Source organism: Paenibacillus sp. EKM212P, from assembly GCF_011066115.1.
GTDB classification, from domain to species: Bacteria; Bacillota; Bacilli; order Paenibacillales; family Paenibacillaceae; genus Paenibacillus; species Paenibacillus polymyxa_B.
Window position 1 is genome coordinate 17,262 of the sequence record NZ_JAAMNR010000005.1, and the last position, 26,075, is coordinate 43,336.

Sequence of the window (26,075 nt, forward strand, 5' to 3'; positions counted from 1 at the left end):
TCATAGGAGGGATATTGACGTATGGTAAAAGGCTTGCGATTCACAGGTTCACGCTTAAAAGGGATGTTGCATCTAGCAGCGATCGTATCACTGCTGATTGGGATCTTCGTTCCATTCGGTCAGGTCAAGGCGGAGGGAGCATTGACAGTAGCCGAAGCACTTCAGCGCCAAAGCAGTGGAGGTACGGTGACGGTGGAAGGTTACATCGTCGGACATGCTACCGGATCGAAAACGGCTAATTTTTCTTCCCCGTTCGCGAATGATTTTAACGTACTGATTGCCGATCAGGCAAATGAACGTAATACGTCTAATCTGTTGGATGTACAGCTGACTTCAGCGTACAGAGGGCAATATGGGCTATCAGGCCATCCTGAGCTGATCGGCAGCAAAATTCGTGTGACGGGTACACTCGGCGCCTACAATAATTTTGGTGGAGTGAAAAGCCCAAGCGCTGTTGAACTGGTGAGCGGAAGCGAGCCGGGGGAACCAGGCGAACCTGGCAACCCGGGTCAACCCGGTACTACACTGCCGGATGGAAAAGGCAAAAAGGTGCTGTTCGATAATACGCACGCACAGACCGCTGGCGCAGCAGATTGGGTCATTGAAGGCGCCTTCTCCGACTTTGCCAATGGACTGCGTAATGTAGGCTTTACGGTAGACCAATTGAATCGTCCCATTCCTTTTACTTATGGAGAGCAGGCCATAACATATGATAAGCTGCGCCAATATGATGTGTTCATTATTGGTGAAGCGAATGTTGCCTTTAAGGCATCCGAGCAGGCTGCTCTGCTGCAATACGTGAATAACGGGGGGAGCGTCTTCTTCATCTCCGATCATTATAATGCGGACCGTAACAAAAACCGTTGGGATTCCTCCGAAGTTATGAATGGCTACCGTCGTGGAGCCTATACTAATCCGGCCAAAGGCATGACTGCAGAAGAAGCTGCATCACCGGCGATGCAAGGATTAACAAGCTCCGATTGGCTGGCGACCAACTTTGGTGTTCGTTTCCGTTATAATGCGCTTGGTGACGTGAATGCTACTGACATTGTAGCCGCAGATCAATCTTTCGGTATTACCAAGGGTGTGCGCTCGATTGCAATGCATGCAGGATCTACGCTGGCTATTATTGATCCTACCAAGGCTAAAGGCATTGCTTATATCCCTTCAGGCACGAAAAAATGGGGGAATGCTGTAGACCAGGGAGTTTATAATGGCGGGGGCCGTGCAGAAGGGCCTTATGCCGCTATCTCCAAGGTAGGTCAAGGCAAGGCAGCGTTCATCGGTGATTCTTCCCCTGTAGAAGATGCTACACCGAAATATGTGCGTGAGGAAAACGGACAGTCGAAGAAGACATATGATGGTTTCGAGGAAGTGGATGATTCCACCTTTCTGGTGCAAACGGTCCAATGGCTTGCATGGAAGCAGGACTACACGAAATTGTCCGATGTGGAAGGTTTGACTCTGGATCAACCAACGAAGCTTCTGCCATTCGAGGAGCCTGCGGCTTCCACGGAACCGCAGGCTGAGCCTTGGTCTGCTCCGGCAGCAGGCTACAAATGGTATGATCCTAGAACGTTCAAGTCTGGCTCCTATGGAGCGGCTTCGTAATTATCGTGAGGAGCTCAATGTGAGCTGGTGCTAGTTAGTCGTTTGATCCCTGTAGAGGGATCAGGCGACTTTTTTTGTGATGAAAATTAACCTGTGGTTGGTTATTTCATTACATTTTGTGCCAGAAAGGCCGCGCTACTGCTGGATCATTGATTTTTTAAATGAAGTTGATAGCATAATCTTAATTGATATATCCATATACTGGTGATAGGATGTATTCAAATTATTCCGACAAAAACGGTATGTAATGTTCATGAGAGGTTTTAAACATCAAACATGGTGAGAATAAGCGGGACAAGACCATGGAGAATGGAGGAAGCGCGCATTGAATACCGAACCCGTGTTGGAAATTAAAGGATTATCCGTCTCTTTTCGCATCAAGGATCAATATCACCCCGCAGTCGACCATCTGGATCTGACGGTCAACCCCAATGAAGTGCTGGCTGTAGTCGGAGAGTCTGGCTGTGGCAAAAGCGCGCTGGCGCTTTCTATCCCGCAACTGCATGACATGGAACGCACACGTGTAGAGGGAGAGGTCCTTTTTAAAGGCACGGACCTGAACCGTCTTTCTTCAGGGCAAATGAATAAAATCCGCGGAGCGGGCATTGGCATGATTTTTCAGGATCCGCTGACAGCACTCAACCCGTTGATGAGCATTGGCAAGCAGATTGAGGAAAATCTTGATTATCATACGTCACTATCTATGAAGCAAAAAAGGGAACGTGTGCTGGAGCTGCTGGAAAGTGTAGATATACCGAATCCTGTGCGTGTGTATGATCAGTATCCGCATGAACTGTCAGGAGGGATGCGGCAGCGTGTGATGATCGCGATTGCCATAGCTTGCCGACCTTCTCTTATTATTGCAGATGAGCCGACGACTGCGCTCGATGTAACGATCCAATCGCAAATTCTCGACTTGCTCAAACAGCTTCAACAGGAGACTGAGAGCGGAATTATCCTGATTACGCACGATCTTGGTGTTGTGGCAGAAGTAGCCGACCGCGTGGTGGTCATGTATGCCGGAGAAATCGTGGAGAGCGCTGATGTTTTTGAATTATTCAGGCATCCACAGCATCCGTATACACGTTCTTTGCTTGCTTCTATGCCGGGATCGCATACCAAGGGGGAATCACTGCATGTCATCGGCGGTATTGTTCCCTCATTACAAGATATCCCCCGCAATAGCTGCCGCTTTGCTCCGCGTATTCCTTGGATTCAGGAGAGAGTGCATGAAGACCATCCCCAACTAAATGAAATTTCCCCTGGACATTGGGTCCGTTGTACATGTTATCAGCATTTTCATTTTGAAGACGAGGCAAAGGGGGAGGCTGCTCATGGCACTACTGGAGTTAAATGATCTGAGGGTCCACTATCCGGTGCGCGGTGGTTTCTTCCAGCGTGTTATCGATCAGGTGAAAGCAGTGGATGGCGTGTCGATCAGCATTGAGGCAGGCCAGACATACGGGCTGGTGGGAGAATCCGGTTGTGGAAAAACGACGACAGGCAGGACGATCATCGGTCTAAATAAGCTGACGAGCGGACAGATTCTGTTTAAAGGAAAGGACCTTGCAGCTCTGAGCCGTAACAATCGCCATCCACTGCGTAGAGATATTCAGATGATTTTTCAGGACCCATACTCTTCGCTCAACCCGCGTAAGCGCGTATTAGATGTCATTGCTGAACCGCTGCGAAATTTTGAAAGGCTGAGCAGTGAGGAAGAACGAAGGAAAGTACAGACGTTGCTGGAAAAGGTCGGCTTGAATGCCGATGCAGCCTACAAATATCCGCATGAATTTTCCGGGGGGCAGCGGCAACGGATCGGGATCGCGCGTGCGCTTACATTAAACCCCAAGCTGATCATTGCAGATGAGCCGGTGTCGGCGCTGGACGTTTCCGTGCAGGCACAAGTGCTTAATTTTATGAAGGATGTGCAGCGGGAGTTTAATTTAACGTATCTGTTCATTAGTCATGACCTAGGTATTATCCGCCATATGTGTGACCAAATCGGTATTATGTATAGAGGACGTCTAGTGGAACAGGGGAGCGAGCAAGACATTTATGAGCGTCCACAGCATCTGTATACCCAGCGCCTCATTGCAACCATTCCCAATATTGATCCTACAAAACGACTGGAAAATGCCCAAAAAAGGCGAATGCTTTTATCCTCCTACAAAACAGAGCTACCCAAACATCTAGACGCGAGTGGAAAGCCGTTTGCACTAAAATCAGTAAGTCCATCCCATCAAGTCGCGCTACCATAAGGGGGGTACAGAATATGTGGAAATTTACACTGCGTCGGCTGCTGGTTATGATCCCTCAACTTTTTGCACTGAGCGTGCTTATATTTTTCCTAGCTAAGGCTATGCCGGGGGATGCCCTGACAGGACTTATTACTTCGACACCCAATCTGAATCCGGCCGCACTGGAAGAACAGCGACAAAAACTGGGACTGAATGATCCGGTGTGGGTGCAGTATGGGAACTGGCTCGTCCAGCTTGCTCACGGGGATCTGGGCAAATCTTATGTACATAAAATTAGCGTTACCGATCTGATTGGCAGCCGTCTGGGGAACACGTTCTTTCTGGGCGTAGTAATTCTGGTTCTGACGTATCTGATCGCCATTCCGCTCGGCGTACTCAGCGGTCGTTATCAGCATAGTCTGCTGGACAAAACCGTAGTGGGCTATACCTATCTCAGCTTTGCGACACCTTTATTTATACTCGCGTTGTTGCTGCTGTACGTATTCGGATTCAGGCTCGGCTGGTTTCCAACCAGCGGCAGTGTGGATGTAGGCGTGGAGCCGGGGACATGGTCATATTACGTGAACAAGTCGTATCATCTCATTTTACCGGCGGTTACAGGTGCATTGCTCAGTACAACGGCTACGATTCAGTATTTGCGCAATGAGGTCATTGACACAAGACTGAAGGATTTTGTGAAAACAGCGCGTTCCAAAGGGGTGCCCGAAGGTAAAATTTATTCCCGCCATATTTTCAAAAACTCTCTATTGCCGATTGCTGCCTTTTTGGGCTATGACCTGACGGGGGTAATTGCAGGCAATATTTTTCTTGAATCTATTTTCGGTTATCCGGGGTTGGGCCAATTATTTCTCCAGTCCATCACTCAACGGGATTTTTCAGTCGTGAACGCGCTGGTCATGATCTCTGGCTTCTTGGCGCTATTAGGAACTCTTTTATCTGATGTTATCCTAAGCAAAGTCGATCCCCGCATTCGAATTGAATAGCGAACAAGTCTAGAGAAAGGGAGGGATTATGGTGTCTATACAGGTGGAGGAGGTCTTCACGCCGGAAATCATTCGTAAATCACCATCCAGTTGGTCTGTACTGCGTCGTGAGCTGGTGCGTGACAAAATGTCCTTGGCTTCCATTGGCTTTGTAATTCTGTTCTTGATCTTTATATATGCCTCTGTCCTGTTTGTAAATCAGGATGTAGTCACGACGGTCGATTTGGGCGCGATCCGTGAAGCTCCAGGCTCAGTGCATTGGCTGGGGACAGATCGAGCGGGCAGGGATATTTTCGGTCAGCTGGTCATTGGAGCCCGCAATTCCTTCACTATCGGCTTTACGATTACATTGTTATCCGCCGCTATTGGCTTAACGTTAGGTTTGCTGGCTGGTTTTTATGGGGGACTGGTCGATAACATCATCATGCGAATCATTGATTTTATTCTGGTGCTTCCGTTTTTGATGCTGGTTATCGTATTTGTCAGCATTGTACCCAAAAGCGGCATAGGGTCCTTTATTTTCATTATGACTGCCTTTTTATGGATTGGGAAAGCACGTCTGATCCGAGCCAAGGTGTTGTCGGAGCGCGAACTGGATTATGTGCAGGCTTCCAAAACCCTTGGCACACCCAATTGGAAAATCATCTGGTTTGGCGTGCTGCCCAATCTTAGCTCGGTCGTGATCGTCAACCTAACCCTCAGCCTCGCGGGGAATATCGGGATTGAGACCGGGCTTTCTTATCTCGGCTTTGGCTTACCGGAATCTACGCCAAGCTTGGGTACACTGGTGAGTTATGCCAATGACCCGGATGTTTTGCAGAATAGCTGGTGGATGTGGTTGCCAGCCTCACTGCTTATTTTGGTGCTAATGCTGGCGATTAACTTTATTGGCCAGGCGCTCAAACGCGCCACGGATGCCAGACAACGATTGGGTTAACTGAAGTTCAAGGATAAGGACAATGACAAGGAGGGATTTACAATGGTTAAACACTGGAAAAAAGGAATTCTGCCTGTTCTATCTGCAATTTTGGTATTTTCACTGGCCGCATGCAGCGGTTCGCCTTCCGCTTCAAATGGAGGGAAATCGTCTGACGGTACAGGCGGCTCAGGGTCCGACAGCAAGCAGGTGAATGCGACAGCGCTAGCGAAGGCGGTCAAGAACGATAAGACGCCGATTAAGGGTGGCATCATCAATTATGCACTCGTGTCTGATACCCCTTTTGAAGGTATTCTGAATCCTGTATTTTATGATGGCAATCCTGATTTTGAAGTCTTCCAGTTTTTCTACCCTTCTATGTTTTCGATTGACTCCAATCTAAATATTGACGATAAAGGGGCGGCGACGATTTCCTTTTCCCCAGACAATAAGGCTGTGACTGTCAAAATTGATCCCAAGCTGAACTGGACGGATGGTAATCCCGTAACGGCAGAGGACTATGCTTTTTCCTATGAAGTGATTGGTCATAAAGACTACGAAGGTCCGCGTTATGATAGCTTTATGACCAACATTGTGGGCATGGAGGATTATCACGCGGGTAAGGCCAAAACCATTTCTGGCATCAAGGTGCTGAATGAGAAAGAGGTTACCATTCATTTCAAGGAACCTAATCCTTCGGTGAAATCGGGACTGTGGTCTACACCACTGGAGAAAAAGGTATTTCAGAATATTCCCGTGAAAGATATGGCCGGATCTGATCCTGTTCGTAAAAATCCGATTGGCTATGGGCCATTCAAAATTAAATCTATGGTCACAGGTGAATCTGTGGAATTCGTCAAAAATGAAGATTATTTCCGCGGTGCGCCCAAGTTAGATGGCCTTCATCTGAAGGTGGTGAACCCGAATGTCATTACCGAGGCGCTGAAAAGTGGAGAAGTCGACTGGGCCAGCTATCCAACCACCCGTTACAATGAGGCCAGCAATCCGAAAAATGTACAGTTTCTCGGTCAGGAGGAATTATCTTATAGCTATGTAGGCTTTAAGATGGGCAAATTCGATCAGGCCAAGAATCTAAATATCATGGACCCGAACGCCAAGCTGGCGAACAAGTCATTGCGTCAGGCCCTCGGCTATGCGCTGAATAATGAGCAGGTCGGCAAGCAGCTCTATCATGGACTTCGGATTCCAGCAACATCCCTGGTTCCGCCTGCCTTTAAGGGATATCATGATATAAATGCAAAGGGCATCGCGTATGACCCGGATAAGGCGAAAAAGCTGCTGGACGAGGCAGGCTATGTGGACACCAATGGAGATGGATACCGTGAGGACCCTAAGGGCAAGGAACTGGTACTCCATTATGCAGCAATGAGCGGGGATGCGACAGCCGAATCGCTGGCGAAGTTTTATTTGCAAAATTGGAAGGATGTCGGACTTCATGTCGAGCTGGTGGACGGTCGTCTGCTTGAGTTCAATTCTTTCTATGACCGTGTGCAAAAGGATGACCCCGGCATTGATATTTTTGGCGGCGCATGGAGTACAGGTACAGATGTAAACCCTAGTGGGCTGTATGGACGCGGAGCCAGCTTTAACTACTCGCGCTTTACCAGTGAAGAGAATGATAAGCTGTTGCAGGAAGGGGTGTCTGTGAAAGCCTTTGACGACAATTATCGTAAAGATATATACAATCAGTGGCAGGCGTATATGAGCGAGGAGGCACCCATCGTACCTACGTTATTCCGTTACTCGTTAGAGGCAGTGAATAATCGGGTAGCCAATTACGATATTACTCGTGGCAAGGAGTATGATGCAGACACGTTTGCGAATATTACGTTGACTGCGGAAAAAGCAGAAGTAGCCCAATAATCTAAAAAAGCGCAATAACCTGAAGAAGAAGCGCGAACCGGATGGATCCGATCTTGCGCTTCTTTGACCTTTTCATGCAATCATTCTGGGGATTCTCGAGAGGAGAGAAGGAAGACGGAAATACGTCAGCTTCAATACTTCATTGCCGTATGCGAGGAACTGCATTTTACGAAAGCTTCGGAAAAGATCGGAATCTCCCAACCCACGCTTAGCTTGCAAATTAAGGCGTTGGAGGAGGAATTGGGCATGACGCTTTTTGACCGTGCAGGCAAGAAGATTAAAATGACAGATGCCGGGAAGTTGTTGCTGCAACACAGTGCACATGCGCTCAAGGATTTACAGCAAGCAAAGGCTTCCATTGAGGAGTTGCGCACCGAGCAACGCGGGAGTTTGCGGATTGGTATTGCATTACCGGAGCTGGAGGAACCATTGCAAGAAATGCTTATCCATTTTCATCAGTTATTTCCTAGAGTCAGCCTGCACATCCATCCATCATTTGATGTAACAGAACAGTTGCTGGATAACCGAATGGATGTTGGCATTACGTTGCATTCGGGTACGGATGAAAGGCTTGTCCAGCTTCCTCTTCGTACGGAGAACTACTGTCTTGTTGTTCCGGTAGAGCATGTGTTTTCCAACCGTTCTTCCATTACGCTGGACGAATTGAGGCATGTACCCTGGGCGATGCAGCCAGAGTGTCATCCCGGCAGGAAGCTGATTGAGAAGTGCTTCCGGGATCGCGGGTATCCCTTTGCAACCGTCTTGGAGACAAATTCCATACCTTCAATCCTGCGCTGGGTGCAGGAGGGACTTGCCGTAACCCTACAGACGGAGTCCCTTGCGGCAGAATTGGATCGCTCACAATTTTGCACTGTACCTATTTTGTGCGGCGTGCTCCAGGGTCAGCTAGAGTTGATTTATCGGTCTGGCCGTTATCAGGGAGAAGCATTGAAGCGATTAATTGAAAAGATACAAGCTGTACTAACAGTGCGTTCCAACTAGTGGCAACGCTGATGAGTATCACGAGCTTTAATGTGTACGAACTTCCAGCCTGCGTGCAATCAGTGACATACTGTAATTGACAGCAAAGTACAGGAAAGCTGCGAACAGCAGGGCTGGAATGACAAAGGATTGATTTTGCCCACCGACAATCTGAATGTTATGCGTCAGCTCCGGCAAACTGATAATGACAGCCAGTGAGGTATCCTTGAATAGGGAAATGAACTGGCTGACAATCGGGGGCACCATGCGACGAAGCGCTTGGGGCAGAATGATATGCCATAAGGTTTGGGAGTAGCTTAGACCGGAGGAACGTGCGGCTTCCACCTGTCCTTTATGGACCGAATTCAGACCGCTGCGCACAATCTCGGCGATCATGGCTCCCTCGAAGATCGACAGGCCTGTAATGGCTGCCCACTTGAGGGAAATCGACAATCCGATGGATGGTAAAACCATACCGATGAAGAAAATAATGAGCAATAATGGAAGATTGCGAATGAGATCAATGATAAAGGCTGCAACCTGTGAAATGACAGGTAAGCGAGTATAGCGCAGGATGCCGAATAAGATACCGAGAACGAAGCTGAACACGATAGAGTAAATAGCAACCTCCAGCGTGAGCAGGAAGCCCTCCAGTATAAAACGCACATTAGGCCATACAAACAATCCACCGAAATCCATACGGGCTTCCCTCCTTAGGATGTTTTGGACAGACGCCGTTCCATATATAGTACAAGAAAGCTAAGCGGAACCGTCAAGATAAGATACAACAGCGCCGTGATGGCGTAGACTGTGATGGGCAGGAAGGTATCCGAGTTAATGAGGTCCGAGTAATACATTAGGTCCAGTCCGGCCACAATAGCCAGCACGGAAGAGTTTTTGACCAGATTAATGAATTGGTTGCCGATCGCAGGCAGTACAATTTTGATGGCTTGCGGTAAAATAATGCTGATCATCGTCTGGTTGTAACTCAACCCGGAGGACCTTGCCGCTTCAAATTGCCCCTTGGGCACAGATTGAATGCCGGCACGTATGGCTTCAGCAATAAAGGAGGCCGTGTATACGGTCAATCCAAGCGTTCCAGATACGAATCCGTCCAAAGGGATGCCCAAAGTGGGAAGCCCGAGATAAAAAAACAGTACGACGATCAGCAATGGGATATTGCGGATGACCTCTACATAGACGGTACCGATCCAGTTCAGCCATTTAAAAGGCGCAATTCGGAGGATGGCAATAATAGCCCCCAGAATAAAGCTTCCAACCAAGGCAATGACACTAGCTTGAACGGTATGAAGCAAGCCTTCTCTGAAACGGTCGCTATGATCAAAAAGTACGTTGATATCAAAAGTAAGCATCTGCGAATTTACCTCCTTATCCAGACCTAAGAAAGGAAGGAGCTCGCAATCGCGGCTCCTTCACAAGAATACTATTCGGGTTTAACCCCAAGCCATTGCTCGTGGAGCTTATCGTATTCACCGTTGCTTTTCAGTTCCTTGAGCGTATCATTAATGGCTTGCAGCAGTTCGGGTTGTCCCTTCTTCACTGCAATGCCGTAAGGTTCCTCTGTGAAGTTCCCCCCTACAAGAGTATAATTCGGGTCTTGCTGCTGCATGCCGAGCAGAATAGAGTTATCCGTAGTCAAGGCTTCTCCTTTACCTGCTTTGAGGGCGTTGAAAGCATCCTGATAGTTTTCGAATTCCAATATCGTTGCTTCAGGTGCTTTTTCACGGATATTTTTGGCGGAGGTAGAGCCTTTCACGGCGAGCACCTTGGTTTTTGGGGTCAGAGACTCCAGCCCGGTGATGGGGCTCCCCTTTTTCACGAGCAGAGATTGCCCGGCGTTAAAATAAACGTCGCTGAAATCAACCTGCTTTTTACGTTCATCCGAAATGGTCATCGTCGCGATAATGGCGTCAATGTCCCCATTTTGCAATAAGGTGATTCGTGTTTTGGACGTGACCTCTTTTAGTTCAAGTTTGGTTTCATCGCCAAAAATATGTTTGGCTACAGCCTTAGCGATGTCGATATCAAAGCCTTCTACTTTTCCGCTAGCCGGGTCTTTCAGTCCGAACAGCTTGGTATCGTATTTCACACCAACGACCAGTTTGCCACGCTGTTTGATCGCTTCCAGCCCGTTGGCTGCTGCCGGCTCATTCCCCGACGTTGCCGCTCCTTCTTTGCCTCCACAGCCTGCCAAGACGAGCAGACAAGATAAAGCTACCAGCACCAAAGTACTCCATTGAAATCTTTTTCTCATCAGAACATTCCCCTTTCGATTTACGCTACATTGGTAGTCTGTTTAATGATGAATCAGACGGCTCAGGAACAGGCGAGCCCGTTCTTCACCCGGATTCTGAAAAAATTCGGCAGGTTGGCTGTCTTCCAAAATCTGTCCTTTGTCCATAAAAATCACGCGGTCTGCTACTTCACGTGCAAAGCCCATTTCATGAGTGACAATGACCATTGTGATGCCCTGATGGGCGAGCGAGCGCATAACATCCAGTACCTCTCCGATCGTTTCGGGATCAAGTGCTGAAGTAGGCTCGTCGAACAACATAATTTTTGGATTCATCGCGAGCCCACGGGCGATCGCGACCCGCTGCTGCTGTCCACCGGACAATTGGGCGGGGTAGCTTTGTGCCTTTTCTTCGATTCCGACGCGCTTTAGATAGGTGATGGCTGTTTGAGTAGCTTCTTCTTTCGAGATGCCCAGTACCTTCATAGGTGCCAGTACAATGTTTTCAATCACCTTTTTGTGTGGATACAGATTGAAATGTTGGAACACCATCCCGATGTTGCGGCGGAAGGCATTAATATCAATCTTTTTGTCATGTACAGGGACCTCGTTAACGATCAGCTCCCCATCCGATATCGTTTCCAGACGATTGATGCAGCGAAGCAGGGTGCTTTTACCCGAGCCGGAGGGACCGATGATTACGACGACCTCGCCCTCCTTAATTTGAAGATTGATGTCTTTGAGTACATGGAAGTGACCGTAATGCTTGTTGACATTGCGAAACTGGATCAGAGAGCTCACCCCTTTTAGGCTTGGATACATAGCTTAGTAGACGGATTGACATGATCAAGCTCTATTAGAATTTCAAAATTTCTCTCATGATACTATAAGCTTACAATAAAAAACAAGATTTTATGTCATAAAACTTTACGTGTATTATATTTTGGTATGTCCTTTTGCTTGTTAACTGCTATTTATATGATAAAATTAAATGAATATTCACAATTTAATGTTATTTAATTTTACATGGAATAATAGCGTTCGACATGCCAAGGGAGAAACGTGACAAAAGCAACGCTATGTTTTACAGTAGGGAAGAAGGAATTTAGGGTAAAGGAAGGTTAGACAATGACGAAAGCTATTTCACCGCTAGTAACGGCATTGGGCATGGAGCCCCATCCAGAAGGCGGCTGGTACAAAGAGATGTGGAAGGCCCATTTCCAAATTCCGAAGCCTGTACTGCCGGATGTGTATTCCGGTCCGCGCTTTGCAGCTTCGTCTACGTATTTCTTGCTACATCCGGGCGAGTTCTCCGAGTGGCATGTGGTCCATTCTGATGAGCTGTGGTTATATCATAGCGGAAGCCCTGTAGAGTTGAAATTGGGTGGAAGCGGAGAAGAGCCTGGTGAAGAAACTGTGATTATCGTCGGTGCGGATGTGGAGGCAGGACAGCATCCACAAGCACTCGTCCCAGGAGCAGTATGGCAAACGGCACGTCCGCTTGGGGATGAGCCCGTGCTGGTAACCTGTGTGGTTGCACCAGGATTCCACTTTGATGATTTCAAGCTGATTGCCAAGAATCCAACTGAATCATGATGTGAGCATTGGCGGGTGTATTTCTGTAATGAACAGGAATGGCCCGCCTGATTTATTTTTACTCATAGAAATAGGTACTTTAAAATGGCTTTAGGTGCTTAGTTTGGCCTGAACAATGAGACGATGGGTGGGGTTGACGAGAGGGTCACATGTAATCAGCGTGAGCAGCTTTTGTTTTTTGAAGCTTTTTAGAACAGACACGTCCGTAGGATCAACCACCTTCAGGCTATAAACGCTATATACATATTGGTTACCCCGAGTGTTGACAACAATCTTATCCCCAATCTTCAATTCATTTAGACGATTAAATAAACGTCCAGAGGTACGGGCTCGATGAGCAGCAATGGCGGCATTCCCCACTTGTCCCAGCGTCCCCGTTTCCGGCATATGTACAGCCGCGTGTCTCATATTTATCCTCGTTGCGCCTTCCAATACAGGGAGCTTTAAAGCAATACGACTTATACTAATAGTGGCTATGGGAGTTTGTTCATTAGCGCTTGCCATGGGAGCAGGAGGTGGGGAAGTATTTTGTCGTGCTTCACTAACCGGAACTTTCGTAAGACGAGTGGACAAGCTAGCATAGCTGTCTGTAAGACTGGCGGTGCTAAGCGCATCGCTTTTTCCTGATGGTAGCTCGGCTGCTTTTAATAGCTTGCTTTGTTCCTGATCCTCATTCCATTCCGTCGCTTTAGGAAACAAAATAAAAAGTAAGCCTAACACAATAAATACGTAGGAAAGTTTACGCAGACGCAGCAATCTCGCCTCCCCTAAGCAAAGTACGGATTATACATACTTTTTTAAAAAATGCCCCATTCCCGGCTCATTCCAATCGGGAATGAGCCGGGAATGGGGCAGGTGATTAATTTTATTTTTTGTTTGTCCGTCTAAATTTCAAAAATACGCCCCATATAACCATCGCTATGCCTGTCAAATAGAACGGAACGGGGCTGCTTTCACCTGTTTGGGGTAATTGATGTACCGCAGGTGTATTCTCCGGCTCTTCAGGTTCTTTCCCTGGAACCTTGAGACGGATCTTAGGTTCGGGATCGTCTTTCGAATCCACCGGAGGAGGAGGATCTTGATGAGGCATGACGGCTGGCAGTTCCGGCGGTATAGGCGCAGGTTCCTCCTGTGGAGAGACTATGTCCTCCGGAGACTTTGGCAATGACGGAGGGACGATTATAGACGGAATATCGGGTATTTCCGGATCTTTGTCATGTTTTTTACCTGAGCCTCCGGACGGGGGTGAGGGGTTTGGATGAGTAGGCGTTCCTGGTCCTGAGGGATTCGTGGGGTCTGTTGGAGTTCCCGGGTCTACAGGTGGTTCAGGGTCGTTTTTCTTTTCTTTACGATTGGTGATCACAACCCTCTTTACGCCAGAGCTTTGTCGCAGTGTTGCGTCTATTTTGATCTCGAGCTTGCCCTCGGTGATTTTATAGCCCTCCGGTGCTGCCAATTCTTCCAAGATGTAATCGTCATGAAGCAAGGAAGAAAAGATGATTTTGCCTTCCTGATTGGTGGTCTGAATGAGAGGGGCTCTTTTTTGACCTTTATCATAGAGCGCAAACTGTGCGCCAGGCAGTACCTTGTCAGGCATATCCTGATCTACCTTGGTCAGCTCAAGACTTTCGGTCACACCCCCGCCAGAACCGGAGCCGGAAGACGTTCGTACGATGATTTCCTGGCTGGTTTCCCGCAGTTCTGTCGTCAAGCGATCCCCCTCAAAGGCAACCTTATTACTCACTTTGGCTTTGTCTTCAGCATGAATGAACGATTGGTATTCAAGTATAAAAGCAGTGGAAATATCCTTAGCAAAAGTAAGTTCAAAAGTTTGCTGGCCTTGAGCATCTGTCTTGATATACAGCTTGTAATCTTGGTTTCTAATCAACTCGGTGCCCTTGGTGGTATTTCCGTTGGCAGCGATGATTGTAGAGTATAAATGAAAGGAATCCTCAATTAAGATTTGATTGCTGCTAGGCTGATCTATAATTTTAGCGTTGGATACATGGGACTGTCCTTCATTGATACGGATGCTCCAGTCAATCTTATTTCCATTTTGTGTACCGACTTTAGATACATATTCTCCGCCATGAGGTAACGTGACTTGCGCTGTCCATTCGGAGACAGTTTTTTGTCCATCCAGTAGAAGGGCTTGATTATGGATTTCCTTTTCAATCAGTTCTCCTTCCAATGAAGTTTGAAAGGTAATCCAATAGGGAGTCTGTATCTTATTTTTGAACTGGATACGCAATTCATTACCATTTTGCTCGGAGGGAGGAATAATGGTGTATTGATCTGCTGGGATTTCAGCCCCTTTTTGTACGCCATCCCACCATCCCAGCAAGGTCATATCGTATACTTTTACGGAGGCGGGCAGTAACTTCTGACCTTGCAACAAGGGGTCTCTCACTTCCGCGTGATTCAGGATCTTGCGATTGTAGTTAGCTTTAATGTCCCAGGTAATGAGCTTGGAGGTCGCATTATAGCTTCCTTGCTTGGCACCGTTTCGTTGTGTCATAAAGTCCGGCCAGATCGGGCACTCCACTTCTTGCGATGATCTTTCCCCGTCTTCAAACTGGTATTCTATATGGGATTTATTACGAAACTCGGGCTTCGTCGTATCCGTTTTCCAGTCATTATTATAGGTAGTTGAATACTTGATTGTATAAGCCTCCTGAATGGCTTTATGAAAAATGAGCGTAAATCCTTGTTTATAGTCCTGTGATAGAGGAATCAGCTCATAATCCGTGGGTGCACGTAACTCCGTTGTTCCGTCAACACTTTGAATTTTCAGGGTGTCCGGTAACAAGGCCAAGCCCCCGTTTGGAAACATATCCTGAATGACAATATTTTTCATGGTGTACAAGTCTGTATTGATGGTAATCACCCAAGGTATGATTTTGGTGTTGTAATTGGGTGTGTCATACATTTTAGTCATAACTCCACTTATGATTTCCGTCGATACGATCTTCTGGGTTCCATCTGAGGTTATGATGTTTGTAACTTTTTCATTTTCATAGACACGGCCTCTGGCTTGAGTCTGGTATCGGATGGTATAGGCTGAATCTACGTCGAAGTTAAATTGAAGTTTGAAGCCGTTGCGGTCCGGATAATCAACTGGGATGACAGTATACGCCCACGATGGGAGTTCCTCCAGTGTGTTTCCTTTAAATACTTTCAAAGAACCGGGCAGCAATTCTTGAGTTTTATTGAAATGATCAATTAAAAGAGCTTTGGCTTCGGGGATTTTTGTCTCGCTGAAGTTATATCTTATGGCCCACGAGAGTGTTTGTGTGGCATGATCATATTTTTCAACCTTTTTGGACAAAAATTCACCACGTTCCACCTGAACCGTAGCGGTAGCAATAACGTTCTCTATCGTATCTCCTGAAAGCGTTGCTGTGTTGGAGAAACGAGTTTCATCGCCAATAATACGCGTGGAATATTGAATCTGATAGGCCGTGTTAATGCTATCGTCTTGAAAATGAATCACAAACCCTGTCCCGGCTTGATCTGCTTCAATGGCATATTCACTTGCATTCACTAGGTCTCGAACAACGGTCGAGCCGTCGATATTGACTTGTAGATGATAGAGCCGGATAGAGTCTCTTCTGAGTTCCAGCCCTGAAGGAATTGGATCGGTGATGAGGGCATGCTTTACGGTGTTTAGCTGTTTGTTCACATCAATGGTCCAGTCGATCTGATTGGTGCCAGCTATTTTCCCTTGTTTGCTTAGGGTTGGCCCTGACTGGGGTTTTACATTCACGATGACCGTTTGTACCCCGCCTTTGATCGGAATCGCAATGATGATCTCTGTACTGCCTTTCACCGTTTCTTTCGTAAACTCGGTTTTGATTTGCAGTTTGCCGCTGACATTGGAATGATTCTCTACATATTGGTTAAAGGTCATGATCACCTTGCCCTGACGATCTACTGTGAAGTATCCCACGGTTCCGTCGGTAGTGACTAACGGAGATGAGATATCAGTGTAGATGATAAACTGTTCTGGTAAATGAAAGGTGAAGGTGTCCCCTGACTTATAGGTATTGTCAGGAAGCTCCCATTCATAGCCTAGTTGGATGGCTGATCCGATGTCGAATTGGCTGTCTGGACTATATACCGCATCAATGACACGCCCTGCTTCGTCGGTCAGGCTCAACTTCGTTAATATGCTCTGCGGAGCTGCATCATGTTGAGACTTTGAACTGGTTGCTCCTTGAACGAAGGGAACCGTGTTTGAAGGAATCTCCCTAGGAGGTTCAAGGTTTGGGGCAACGTATACAGCATCCGTAACGGTATGGTTAGGATCGGATACAGCACTCTGCGGCAGTTCTGGGGCTGGAGCATCTGCGTAAGCCAGCGTTACGCTGAAAAAGCTTTGGACAATGAGCAATAAGGCAATGATCATTACATTTATTTTTGTTCTCATGCTCCAAGTGATTCTCCTATTCATCGTAATATGGCAATGCTTCGGCGGTTATGTTTTTCCTTCCCTCCTCCTAGTTCGAAATTAGTATATTCAGCATGCTAGGCTGACATGACTATCCCAATAGAAAAAAAGCCCTGATCATAGCGATCAGGGCTTTCTTCGAGAGAGGTAAAGCAATTTGTGATGGATCTATGTAAAAAAGACATAATAAAAAGCTCGTTCATCTGGTAGCTGGCTGCCATCTGGAAAGGAAGGCCCTATAGTTTTGCGTCACTGCCTTTCGACAGTTTTGCCATTAACTTGAATAGCTTGTGCGTCTATCATCTATCAAACTGATTTCATGTAACCTCTCATCTACAACTTTGAACGGTTCCCCCATTTTTTGCGGAAGGAATGAGGTGTTTCTCCTACATGCTCCTTGAATAGGTTAATAAAATGGCTCGTATTGGGAATCCCTACGTACCTTGCGATATCCACAATGGACATGTCACTGGTTTTAAGCCAGCTTTGAGCGGCTGTGATGCGGACATTAATGAGATAATCAATCGGAGAGAAACCGATCTGCTTTTTGAAATTTTTAGCCAGATTAAACTTGTTTAATTCAAACATATCTGCCAGCGAGTCCAGTGTTATTCGCTCACAGTAGGACTGATCCAAATATTGCTGTACCCGACGTACTTCGCTCAGGGTTTCAGCATTCACACACGGATGATCATAGGGATGTTGCAAAATGCACATTAGTATTTCACCAATGAGCCTGGACGTTAGTAGCTCAGCGGAAAGACTTCTGTCAGACTGCCCACAAATCAGAGCATGGAGCTTATCCAATATAATATGCGGATTATGCATGGAAATGACCGGTTTATTATGCTTGGCAAATTGTTCGTAAAAATTTTCAATCAGGTTGCCATACAGGTACAAGCTGATAAACTCCCAGGATTCATGACCGGAGGTGCTGTATTGAACATATTCCTCGCAATTAACAAAGAACAAATCTTGAGGTTTTAAGATATATTTCTTGCCCCGGTACAGTAATTCTCCCTTACCAGACAACGTAAAGACAAGCAAAAAAGAGGAAAGTTCTTTCCTTTCCATCGTAAAAGCAGAAGTTTTTTGGAAGTAGCCTAATTCCTGGATATATAAAAGGGATTGCTTGGCAAAAGCGGAGGGAGTGCGTACAATTACGACCGGATCGCCATTCCAGAGGCCCACGTTGTTTTTTTGGTCTGTTGTCATATTCAATTCCTTTACAAAAAAGCAATTTTATCTAGCATATCTTGGTTTGAATTACCAATATATAATGGCTGATTAAACATGATTCCCTATTTATAAAAGTTTATTTTATCACATCAAATATGTCTATATAGCAAAATATGTGTTTGAATTTTATGGGAGTATCACTTTTTATGGATATATAACCTGGTAATCCATAGGAAAAAGTCGAATGCTGTTGAAAGAATCTGGGGTTATCATGGATTCAAATCCTTTCTGAGGTCAAATACCAACATGGTACTGAAAAAAGGTATCTTATGCCCATTCAACTTTCTTGTTCACTTCTCCTTTCGGTTTAAAAAAAATGGGACTTGGTTCTGATAAAATGGTTCGTAAGGCTTATTATTGAAAATAAGAGTTTGGGCCCAGTGCTGTGATTTTGTTCACAAACATGAATGTAAAAAAGAGAGATATATGCATAAAAAATTACGCAAAAAGTGCCCTTGCGCGTTTCATCTCAAGTGCTTTCAACTTTGGAAATGACACGGGCAATGATATGATGGGTAATACAGGTATAGTGCTTTACTTACTCGACAGTCAGTTTGGAGGATTACAGGATGGGAAAACCAAAAAATACGAAAACCGCAGCGGCTTGGTCGCTCGTTATTCTAGGGGCAGGCTTTGCAGCCACATTGCCCTTCCAGCAATATGGCTGGGCTCGTTTGTTAGCCGGAGCTTTTGAGGCAGGACTTGTAGGGGGACTGGCAGACTGGTTCGCTGTCACTGCTTTGTTCCGTCATCCGCTAGGCATTCCGATACCACACACCGCGCTGCTTCCTAAAAATAGGGACAAGCTCACGAATGCATTGGTAAGTACGGTGGAAAATAACCTGCTAAACAAAGACAGCATCGCGTCTAAAATTGCAGATATCCGTTTGGCCGATTTGGTGCTGGGAGGTGTGGAAAAAGGATTGCGCACGCCGGAGGCGGCGGCATCCATAGATGTTCTTGCCAAGCGGCTTGTCCAGTCCCTCCCGCTCGCGGAATTGGCTCCGGTCATCGTGGCAGAGCTGAAGCGGCAGATGACTGACTTTGACGCCGGACCGCTGCTGGAGGCGCTTGCTCGTCAGACCAGCGAGAAGGGCTATGATCGCCGCGCACTGGATTACACGCTGAAGCAAGCCGAGTCCTGGCTTTTGCGACCCGAAACGGGTTATACGCTGGGCACCTTAGGGATGCAGGCTGTCAGTGGTTTGCAGGTGAGCGGGCTGATGCAGTTTGCTTTGAACGCATTCCTCGGCTATCTGAACGAAGAGCGTATGGGTGAAATGATTCGTCATTTCCTGCTGGATCAGGTAGCAGAACTGCAAAGGGAAGAGCACCTGCGCCGTCAGGCTGTGCTGGATGGTCTGAAAACACAGGTGACCCGATTGGCGACGAAAGATACGGTTCAGGAAGGGTTGAACGGCTGGAAGGATAGCCTTGTTGAAGCCTGGGAAGGCGATGCGTCAGTGCTGGGCAAAATGGAAGAGCTGCGTATACGCTTATTGGACTACATGGAAGACGGAAACTATGTGCAGACCTATATTTTACCGCTATTGGATCGGATGCTGACTGATTTAAGAGGGAATACCGAGCTGCTGGACAAGATCAATGTGCGAATTGTGGAAGGTATTACTGGACTGGTGGAAGCTAACCATAGTCGGATTGGTAACTTGGTGCGCGAAAATGTAGACAAGATGGATAACAAATCCCTGATTGCACTGATGGAGGACAAACTGGGACAGGATTTGCAGTGGATACGTATTAACGGCGCAGTTACAGGCTTCCTGATCGGCATTGTGCTGACAGGTATCCGTATGCTAATCCAATAGACCAGAAAAAGCTACAGATAGGGTTGTGGAAGCATGAGGCTTTGGCATGAACATTTAATCGACAAGTTACCCCGTCCGCAACTGCTGGGGCAACATCGTGAGTGCTGTGCCCTGCGTGGGAATGGGTGGGGCAAGCCACACGCCACCGTGAATTATGTGTTCGATTATCACCCCATGCTGCTGGTGCGCTATCATAGGCTCATTATGAACGAAATGAAAAGCAGAGGGTACAATGTTGATCCACTATGGGAACAGCCGTTGTATCGCGGTAAGCAGTGTGAGCCTTGGGAGGCGGAGCTGGGTGAGGAACTGGCAGGCGCGGGTGCATATGTGGAGCATGACGATGAGTATATGAAGGAGTGCTTGGACAACCTGGCTTCCAAGGGTATTTTAATAGAGATTGAAGTGACCTAAAAAGGCGGGCTGCGGTAGGTTCATCATTCAGATGAAGTGCCGCAAGCCCGCTTTTTATGTGCTTCAATGTTCAGGGTTTGGGAAGAGGTTCGGGATATTAGATTACAGGATCCAGCGTGTGACCTTTTCCAGTGGTTGTCTGGATTTTTCCCGCTTGGGTTCATGAGCACGATAACCGAAGGCAGCAATGACTGAAATATCGAACAGCCCGTTCTCCAGCAGTCCTTCTTCCTCCAAAATGGTATGCACCTGATCGTAGTTAAAGCCCTCAATTGGACAGGAATCAATACCGATCTGAGCCGCTGCTGTCATCATATTGCCTAAGGCAATGTAGGTTTGCTTGGAAGCCCAGTCAAATAACGTACGTTCGTTTTCCAACAGACGTTGACTTTCACCCTGGAAAATCTTATAGCGGCCTGGCAGTGAGGCAAAGTCCTCCTCAGACATACCTTTAACCTCTTTATACATATACTCCACGTAAGGAGAATCATAACGAACATCCTTGCGCGCCAAAATCAGGACGACGTGGCTAGCCGTAGGAATCTGCTTTTGACCGCCGCTGGAAACTGCAGCCAGCTTTTCTCTCAATGCCTGATTTTGCACAACTACAAACTGCCATGGTTCAAAACCGACGGAGCTTGGAGAAAGTCGTCCGGTTTCGAGAATGAAGTGAAAATCCTCTTCCGGTATGATGCGATTGGGATCGAATTCTTTCGTGGCGTGCCTAAACAGAAAGGCGTCCAGAATTTCCTGTTTTTTAGCTGATGTATTAGACATAAAATGTACTCCTTTGGGTATAGGTTTAGTTGGTACTCTATGGGTTTTCTGCTACTATAATGAGAGCTGATATCGAATATATAGTTATCATATAGAAAGTTTTTGCAGGGAACAAGTACGCACATATTTGTTCCTTGTCATACGTCTGGGGCTATTGGTTTACACATTCTACCGAAAGAAGGGGTATACATGGCACAGGAGATGGAACATGCAATTAGCGTTAATTTTGGATGTCCGGTAGCGAAAACCGTCGGGGTTATAGGCGGCAAATGGAAGGGAGTCATCTTGTATCATTTGACCACAGGACCGCGGCGCTATAACGAAATTCGACGGACCTTGCCTAATATTACACAGCGGATGCTAACCTTGCAGTTGCGTGAATTGGAGCGAGATGGCATTGTGCACCGTGAAATTTATAACGAGAACCCACCGCGTGTGGAATACTCGCTTACCCCGTTGGGAGATACGTTAAGGCCGTTGCTGGATTTTATGAGAGACTGGGGGATCTTCTATGGAGAACAGGGTTGCGAGCCTGTAACAACAACTTCCAAATCAGGCAAGCACTTTTGTTAAAGGGCATGAAGAAAGCCCGCCAAATGATTTCATAGAAGACGCATAAGAAATCATTAGCGGGCGGAATAAGGTCAGATACACTTATTTAAACTCGATGGCTTCGTTCATCTGTGTCCAGGCTGTTTCTCCAATGATACCCAAGCGCCAGATAGCGATTCCTTTGAGGTCATAACGTTTGGCTAAACAGATCTTGGCGTTAACGGTGCTGTCTTTTTCGCTACCCATCGAAATCCCCAAAATGAGCTTGTCCCGCGAGGTTTCCTTCAAGGCCAGTTGTATGGCTTCATCCACTTTTTCCAAAGGCTCAGGAGTAGCCTTCTGTCCGTAATCATAGGCCATGATGATCAGATCGTCCGCCAGATTGCCCAGCGTTTTGTAGTCATAGCCAGAGTAAGAGCTGTTCAGCGGATGCAGAACGACGGTGAGCTTGAGCCCGGCCTGATGCGCTTTGGCCGATAGCTTTTTATTAAAGGCGTTGTAGTCTGAACGCGCTTTGGCTTTATCGCCGCTCCAGCCCAATCCTTCCAGGTCTAGCGTAATGCCTTTAAATTGTTTGTCGGTGGCGGTGCTGACGATTTGGGAAATGGTCTGTTCTTGAAGCTGCGCATTTTCCAAAACTTTGGTCAGCTCGTGATTGCCATCTCCGGAATAGACCATCAGGTAAGGGGAAGTCCCCTGGCTGTCTGCCTCCTGTACAATGGATTCAGGTGTTACGGTTCCAGCGGCTTGAGGCCATTTGTATTCCTTGCCGTTTGTCGTAAATTGTCCGTTCGTATCAATTCGACTCCAGCCGAAGGCAACTGCGTTAAAATCCGGTATTTTGGATTTTTGGTCAAAGGAAGACAGCGCATAGAAGCCTACTGTATACATAGCTTCACGTGGCGATGTAATGGAGACCGCCCGTGTTCCCTGGTTCCAGTTCACCGTGGCTCCAAACTGCTGCCCGAAAAAGCCCAGCGGAATCATGGTGCTGCCGTGCACGGTTTGCGGAGCGGCTGTTAGTTGAACCGTTTGTCCGTCCACTGTGGCATTGCGGCTACCCATCTTTAGAACCACCTGCTTGGTAGCAGAGCCTTGCGCTTTGGTAGCGGTGATGCTTTGGCTGGCTTGATCCCATTTCACTGTAATGCCAAGAGCCTCAGAAATAGCGCGAAAGGGAACCATGGTCGTGCCGTTCATCATGGCAGGTTGTACAGGGAACGGTAATGGATATCCGTCCAGCATAATGCTGATCTTGCCAGCCTCGGCTTGTGCCAAGGGGCTATAGATACCGACTGTGGTACTCAGAAAGATAGCACTAGATAACAGAGCCTTATTTACGATTTTCATCCTATGATCTCCTATGCTCAATAGATTGCAATGCTATCATGTTAGAATCGTGAGGGTTCTACCTATTTTACCAAAAAAATGATAGAAAGGTGAATGCGAAATAATAGGATGAGATGAACCTAAGTATGTATTTAAGCTGAATATTAATCGTTTTCTTTCATACCAAAAAAGCTGACCCCTTTTAAATAGGTGTCAGCTTTTCTTTTTAAAACGGTCTTAACCTTTATCCGTAACCCAGATTACTTGCGGCGCTTGAGTGCAATGCCGACAGCTGCGGCACCAAGAACGACTGCAATGATTGAGAGGACGAGTGCTGTCGTTTGTGCAGCAGAGCTGGCTGGAGCAGAAGCGGCAGGTGTAGCTTCTACAGCATTGTTCGAAGCAGGTGCGGGGCTGCTGCTATCTTTAGCCGCATCTGTGCTCGTATGGCCTGCTGCCGTGCCCGCTGAATCGTGTCCGCTGTCTGCGGCAGGGGCAGGAGTTGCTGACGTGGCATCCGCCGTGATTTCAGTAATGGAATGTGGATTATTACTTCCTTCGTCACCTGTCCATTCCACGATACTTCCGTCACTGTAATATTGGAAGGCGTCCCAGGGTGCTGCGGTATTTTGGTCTGCATTTTGCGCTACAAAGCTGAAACGCTGATACTGACCCGCTTGAATACCGTCTTTTTCAGTCGTCCAGGTCACGGTGGTTACTTTGCCAGAGCTGTCTTTTTCGGTGGCTACTTTCCAATCCGGTACAGGCTCGTATTGTTTGAAAACGACCTCTTTCGGAATTTTCAAGGCGACTTTGGTGGTTGGAATGTTTTTTTCCACGGGTACTTTCAATGTGTACGTTTCCCACGCATTAGGTTGTGAAACAGAAGGCTTGACTGTCACATGTGCACTGGCCATACCTGCAAAAAGTAAGGCACCCGCCGCAATTAGACCCATAGAGGTCGCAAACCTGGAAAATCTGGATTTTGCTGTTTGAATCGTTGTATTCATAATCAATTCGCTCCTTTTAAACATAAAATAATTATTTTTTACCGCCTACATGCAGGGTGAAATCAGCATCAACCGCATCGAGTGATGCCGTCAGAGCATGTACTTTTACCGCCCATGTTCCTTCGGAGGTTATCAATTCCTGACTGTGGAATGGCTGTTGCTGCTTTACGGGCAGAACAAATTCCTGTTGATCTTGGTCAGGGTCTGCTGGAGTGAGCGTTAACGTGACCTGCTGGATTCCCGAAACGGCAGCACCTTTGCTATCCTGAACGGATACCTTGAATTCATTGCTGCCTACAGCATTGGGGCTGACTGACAGCGTAACGTTGTATCCGCCCGTAGTGCGAGTCTCCTCAAACGGAACAGCAGGTGCCTGGCCGGGTGACAGGTGAGTGAGCACCGCAGTCAACAGCATCACGAGCAGGCCGACGGACACCTCGGCACGCAATCCCCGGGCGGCTCGCTTGCTGGGCGCCGCTTGCCTTGCGCTGCGGAACTGGCTGGCCGCAAAGGCAAGCATGACTAGCAGCAGCGCTGCCTTGCCGAGCAGAACGAGTCCATAGGACGTGTTCAGCAGCATGGAGGGAGCCGGAATGTACAGCACGGCTCCATATATACCGGTGGCAAGTAGCGCTGCCACCATAGCAATGCCCCAGCCGGCAAAGCGGCGCAGGGCGGCTTGCCGCAGAGTTGCCCGCTCCGATACGGGCAACTCCGCTCCGGCAACAGGCAGGCACACGACCATGACGGCAAGTGAGCCGATCCAAAAAGCTGCTGCCGCGAGATGGACAAAGTCCGCCGCAATGGCCGGAGCTGGATGGGTAGCCGCTGCCGGATGACCGACAAAGGCTTTGGACAGCATGAGGCATAGCGTTAGGAGAGCTGAGCTGTAGCCCCAAAGACGGCGCTGGCGATTCGAAATGCTGTAATCCAGCGCGTAAATCAGCGTTACGCTTAGGAGCAGCACGAGAATCATCTGGATAAACCAAATTTGCCCGGCTCCAGTAAACTGGAGAGCTTCTCCCAGAATAGGGAGTGAGAAGCCCTCCCTGATGGAAACCCCGGCATCCCATGAAGCCTGAAGTGGCAGGCTGATCAGAATGGCGGCAGACGTTATGCCGTAGCCGCTCCATAGCAGCTTAGTCCAGCGGGGCAATGTGTCAAAGGGACGCTGATTTTGCTGATGCTGTTCACTTCGATTCTTGTCTTGGCTTATGCTCGGTAAGATGAACAGCCGGAAACAAATCGCTCCAAAAAGCAGCGATAGTCCTATGTAAAGAAACCAACGGACAGCGATTAAGTCGATTCGTGATGTCCCTGAGCCTTCAGATGCGGCAGCTTGATGGGTAGGCGCATTGGAACCGCTGCCTACTTGAAATGGAATAACTCCATTAACCGGATGTCCGTCTGCGGATAAAGCTCTCCAATTGACGGAGTAAATTCCATTTTTCATCCCTGGAATCAATTGGATTTCCATGGTGGATTTGTGATTCGGGTCAAGCTGTGCTTTTCCTGTGTCGACCCGCTTGCCTGTTTCATCGGTCACTTTGATCGACATGAAGGCAGATTGCAAATCTTCATTGAAGGTGATGGTCACCTGAGAAGGCGACTTGTCCAAAACCTGATTTTCGGTCGGACTGGATTCAATGACAAATGCATGAGCCCACGAAGAGTGAGGAAACAGGATCAGAAGGGGGAGACACAGCAATAAAAGACAAGCCACACGGGCTGGTCTGGACAGGTACAACATGCCTGTGAAGTCACCTTCTCTCGATTACTTGAAGCGAGGATATCCCCATTTGTAACATTTTATACGGACAAACCCATTCCTATCTTAATCATAGTGCATATAGCGTGAATAGATGGAGCGAATTATGACATTTATATGAAATTTGAAATAATAAGCACTATGCAAAATACCAATCATATAAAAACCCCTAGCGTGGTTGAATTCAGGACGATTTCAACCACGCTAGGGGCAAAGAGGAAGAG

22 protein-coding genes and 1 riboswitch are annotated in these 26,075 nt (G+C 47.4%); of the genes, 11 read left to right on the forward strand and 11 right to left on the reverse strand.

The genetic code is table 11. From position 1 onward, the window contains the following. Positions 1-21: 21 nt before the first annotated feature. The 7 genes from G9G54_RS15675 (at position 22) to G9G54_RS15705 (ending at position 8,657) form a co-directional block, all read left to right on the forward strand. Complete coding sequence (locus G9G54_RS15675; RefSeq protein ID WP_165178770.1) at positions 22-1,611, forward strand: DUF6359 domain-containing protein; 1,590 nt, start codon at positions 22-24, stop codon at positions 1,609-1,611. A gap of 325 nt (positions 1,612-1,936) precedes the next feature. Then, positions 1,937-2,968 (forward strand): ABC transporter ATP-binding protein, encoded by a 1,032-nt coding sequence (locus G9G54_RS15680; protein ID WP_165178771.1) that lies wholly within the window; start codon positions 1,937-1,939, stop codon positions 2,966-2,968. Beyond that, positions 2,946-3,872 (forward strand): ABC transporter ATP-binding protein, encoded by a 927-nt coding sequence (locus tag G9G54_RS15685; RefSeq protein ID WP_165178772.1) that lies wholly within the window; start codon positions 2,946-2,948, stop codon positions 3,870-3,872. Before G9G54_RS15680 ends, G9G54_RS15685 begins: the two co-directional genes overlap by 23 nt. Before the next feature lie 14 nt (positions 3,873-3,886). Then, complete coding sequence (gene opp4B / locus G9G54_RS15690) at positions 3,887-4,855, forward strand: oligopeptide ABC transporter permease (protein ID WP_061831945.1); 969 nt, start codon at positions 3,887-3,889, stop codon at positions 4,853-4,855. A gap of 28 nt (positions 4,856-4,883) precedes the next feature. Continuing rightward, positions 4,884-5,792: an ABC transporter permease gene (locus G9G54_RS15695; RefSeq protein WP_165178773.1), complete on the forward strand. Its 909-nt coding sequence runs from the start codon at positions 4,884-4,886 to the stop codon at positions 5,790-5,792. A gap of 42 nt (positions 5,793-5,834) precedes the next feature. After that, positions 5,835-7,655 carry an oligopeptide ABC transporter substrate-binding protein gene (opp4A, locus tag G9G54_RS15700; protein WP_165178774.1) on the forward strand — a complete coding sequence of 607 codons (1,821 nt, stop codon included), beginning with the start codon at positions 5,835-5,837 and terminating at the stop codon, positions 7,653-7,655. Positions 7,656-7,718: 63 nt separating this feature from the next. Next, positions 7,719-8,657, forward strand: coding sequence for a LysR family transcriptional regulator (locus G9G54_RS15705; protein WP_238808130.1), 939 nt, complete (start codon positions 7,719-7,721; stop codon positions 8,655-8,657). A 27-nt stretch (positions 8,658-8,684) separates the two neighbouring features. On the opposite strand, the gene G9G54_RS15710 is transcribed toward G9G54_RS15705, so the two are convergent. From G9G54_RS15710 to G9G54_RS15725, 4 genes are all read right to left on the reverse strand, one after another. Continuing rightward, the gene (locus tag G9G54_RS15710; protein ID WP_039270255.1) at positions 8,685-9,335 is read right to left on the reverse strand and encodes an amino acid ABC transporter permease; all 651 of its coding nucleotides are present in this window, start codon (positions 9,333-9,335) and stop codon (positions 8,685-8,687) included. Between the two features lie 14 nt (positions 9,336-9,349). Beyond that, positions 9,350-10,009, reverse strand: coding sequence for an amino acid ABC transporter permease (locus G9G54_RS15715; protein ID WP_165178775.1), 660 nt, complete (start codon positions 10,007-10,009; stop codon positions 9,350-9,352). Between the two features lie 71 nt (positions 10,010-10,080). After that, positions 10,081-10,911 (reverse strand): transporter substrate-binding domain-containing protein, encoded by an 831-nt coding sequence (locus tag G9G54_RS15720; protein ID WP_165178776.1) that lies wholly within the window; start codon positions 10,909-10,911, stop codon positions 10,081-10,083. A gap of 42 nt (positions 10,912-10,953) precedes the next feature. Beyond that, complete coding sequence (locus tag G9G54_RS15725) at positions 10,954-11,712, reverse strand: amino acid ABC transporter ATP-binding protein (protein ID WP_165178777.1); 759 nt, start codon at positions 11,710-11,712, stop codon at positions 10,954-10,956. Between the two features lie 306 nt (positions 11,713-12,018). On the opposite strand from G9G54_RS15725, the gene G9G54_RS15730 reads away from it, so the two are divergent. After that, a complete protein-coding gene (locus tag G9G54_RS15730; protein ID WP_013308442.1) occupies positions 12,019-12,486 on the forward strand; it encodes a cupin domain-containing protein in 468 nt (155 codons plus the stop codon). Between the two features lie 90 nt (positions 12,487-12,576). Here G9G54_RS15730 and G9G54_RS15735 read toward each other — a convergent pair whose 3' ends face one another. From G9G54_RS15735 to G9G54_RS15745, 3 genes are all read right to left on the reverse strand, one after another. Next, positions 12,577-13,242, reverse strand: coding sequence for a class D sortase (locus G9G54_RS15735; RefSeq protein ID WP_165178778.1), 666 nt, complete (start codon positions 13,240-13,242; stop codon positions 12,577-12,579). A 109-nt stretch (positions 13,243-13,351) separates the two neighbouring features. Beyond that, positions 13,352-16,915, reverse strand: coding sequence for an LPXTG cell wall anchor domain-containing protein (locus G9G54_RS15740; protein WP_165178779.1), 3,564 nt, complete (start codon positions 16,913-16,915; stop codon positions 13,352-13,354). A gap of 223 nt (positions 16,916-17,138) precedes the next feature. After that, positions 17,139-17,219, reverse strand: a riboswitch (cyclic di-GMP riboswitch). Between the two features lie 50 nt (positions 17,220-17,269). Then, a complete protein-coding gene (locus G9G54_RS15745) occupies positions 17,270-18,151 on the reverse strand; it encodes an AraC family transcriptional regulator (RefSeq protein WP_165178780.1) in 882 nt (293 codons plus the stop codon). A 593-nt stretch (positions 18,152-18,744) separates the two neighbouring features. Between G9G54_RS15745 and G9G54_RS15750 the strand changes: the two genes are divergently transcribed. Then, positions 18,745-20,001 carry a DUF445 domain-containing protein gene (locus G9G54_RS15750; RefSeq protein WP_165178781.1) on the forward strand — a complete coding sequence of 419 codons (1,257 nt, stop codon included), beginning with the start codon at positions 18,745-18,747 and terminating at the stop codon, positions 19,999-20,001. A gap of 33 nt (positions 20,002-20,034) precedes the next feature. After that, positions 20,035-20,415, forward strand: a complete 381-nt coding sequence (locus tag G9G54_RS15755) for a TIGR02328 family protein (RefSeq protein WP_165178782.1) — start codon at positions 20,035-20,037, stop codon at positions 20,413-20,415. 102 nt (positions 20,416-20,517) lie between these two features. Here the strand turns inward: G9G54_RS15755 and G9G54_RS15760 are convergent, their stop codons facing one another. Further along, a complete protein-coding gene (locus tag G9G54_RS15760) occupies positions 20,518-21,192 on the reverse strand; it encodes an NAD(P)H-dependent oxidoreductase (RefSeq protein ID WP_165178783.1) in 675 nt (224 codons plus the stop codon). Between the two features lie 189 nt (positions 21,193-21,381). Between G9G54_RS15760 and G9G54_RS15765 the strand changes: the two genes are divergently transcribed. Further along, complete coding sequence (locus G9G54_RS15765) at positions 21,382-21,765, forward strand: winged helix-turn-helix transcriptional regulator (protein WP_165178784.1); 384 nt, start codon at positions 21,382-21,384, stop codon at positions 21,763-21,765. Between the two features lie 81 nt (positions 21,766-21,846). Here G9G54_RS15765 and G9G54_RS15770 read toward each other — a convergent pair whose 3' ends face one another. The 3 genes from G9G54_RS15770 to G9G54_RS15780 all read right to left on the reverse strand — a co-directional run bounded on the left by G9G54_RS15770 (position 21,847) and on the right by G9G54_RS15780 (position 25,833). After that, positions 21,847-23,094: a stalk domain-containing protein gene (locus tag G9G54_RS15770; protein WP_165178785.1), complete on the reverse strand. Its 1,248-nt coding sequence runs from the start codon at positions 23,092-23,094 to the stop codon at positions 21,847-21,849. Positions 23,095-23,333: 239 nt separating this feature from the next. Next, a complete protein-coding gene (locus G9G54_RS15775) occupies positions 23,334-24,083 on the reverse strand; it encodes a YcnI family copper-binding membrane protein (RefSeq protein WP_165178786.1) in 750 nt (249 codons plus the stop codon). Between the two features lie 31 nt (positions 24,084-24,114). After that, entirely contained in the window at positions 24,115-25,833 is a 1,719-nt protein-coding gene (locus G9G54_RS15780; protein WP_165178787.1) for a copper resistance CopC/CopD family protein, read from the reverse strand. Positions 25,834-26,075 lie beyond the last annotated feature (242 nt).

Coding starts and splice junctions, on each gene's coding strand:
- G9G54_RS15755 (WP_165178782.1), top strand. CDS start 20,035: ATGAGGCTTTGGCATGAACATTTAATCGACAAGTTACCCCGTCCGCAA.
- G9G54_RS15710 (WP_039270255.1), bottom strand. CDS start 9,335: ATGGATTTCGGTGGATTGTTTGTATGGCCTAATGTGCGTTTTATACTG.
- G9G54_RS15730 (WP_013308442.1), top strand. CDS start 12,019: ATGACGAAAGCTATTTCACCGCTAGTAACGGCATTGGGCATGGAGCCC.
- G9G54_RS15695 (WP_165178773.1), top strand. CDS start 4,884: ATGGTGTCTATACAGGTGGAGGAGGTCTTCACGCCGGAAATCATTCGT.
- G9G54_RS15740 (WP_165178779.1), bottom strand. CDS start 16,915: ATGAGAACAAAAATAAATGTAATGATCATTGCCTTATTGCTCATTGTC.
- G9G54_RS15750 (WP_165178781.1), top strand. CDS start 18,745: ATGGGAAAACCAAAAAATACGAAAACCGCAGCGGCTTGGTCGCTCGTT.
- G9G54_RS15765 (WP_165178784.1), top strand. CDS start 21,382: ATGGCACAGGAGATGGAACATGCAATTAGCGTTAATTTTGGATGTCCG.
- G9G54_RS15775 (WP_165178786.1), bottom strand. CDS start 24,083: ATGAATACAACGATTCAAACAGCAAAATCCAGATTTTCCAGGTTTGCG.
- G9G54_RS15685 (WP_165178772.1), top strand. CDS start 2,946: ATGGCACTACTGGAGTTAAATGATCTGAGGGTCCACTATCCGGTGCGC.
- G9G54_RS15760 (WP_165178783.1), bottom strand. CDS start 21,192: ATGTCTAATACATCAGCTAAAAAACAGGAAATTCTGGACGCCTTTCTG.
- G9G54_RS15675 (WP_165178770.1), top strand. CDS start 22: ATGGTAAAAGGCTTGCGATTCACAGGTTCACGCTTAAAAGGGATGTTG.
- G9G54_RS15745 (WP_165178780.1), bottom strand. CDS start 18,151: ATGACAACAGACCAAAAAAACAACGTGGGCCTCTGGAATGGCGATCCG.
- opp4B (WP_061831945.1), top strand. CDS start 3,887: ATGTGGAAATTTACACTGCGTCGGCTGCTGGTTATGATCCCTCAACTT.
- G9G54_RS15715 (WP_165178775.1), bottom strand. CDS start 10,009: ATGCTTACTTTTGATATCAACGTACTTTTTGATCATAGCGACCGTTTC.
- G9G54_RS15770 (WP_165178785.1), bottom strand. CDS start 23,094: ATGAAAATCGTAAATAAGGCTCTGTTATCTAGTGCTATCTTTCTGAGT.
- G9G54_RS15725 (WP_165178777.1), bottom strand. CDS start 11,712: ATGTATCCAAGCCTAAAAGGGGTGAGCTCTCTGATCCAGTTTCGCAAT.
- G9G54_RS15780 (WP_165178787.1), bottom strand. CDS start 25,833: ATGTTGTACCTGTCCAGACCAGCCCGTGTGGCTTGTCTTTTATTGCTG.
- opp4A (WP_165178774.1), top strand. CDS start 5,835: ATGGTTAAACACTGGAAAAAAGGAATTCTGCCTGTTCTATCTGCAATT.
- G9G54_RS15720 (WP_165178776.1), bottom strand. CDS start 10,911: ATGAGAAAAAGATTTCAATGGAGTACTTTGGTGCTGGTAGCTTTATCT.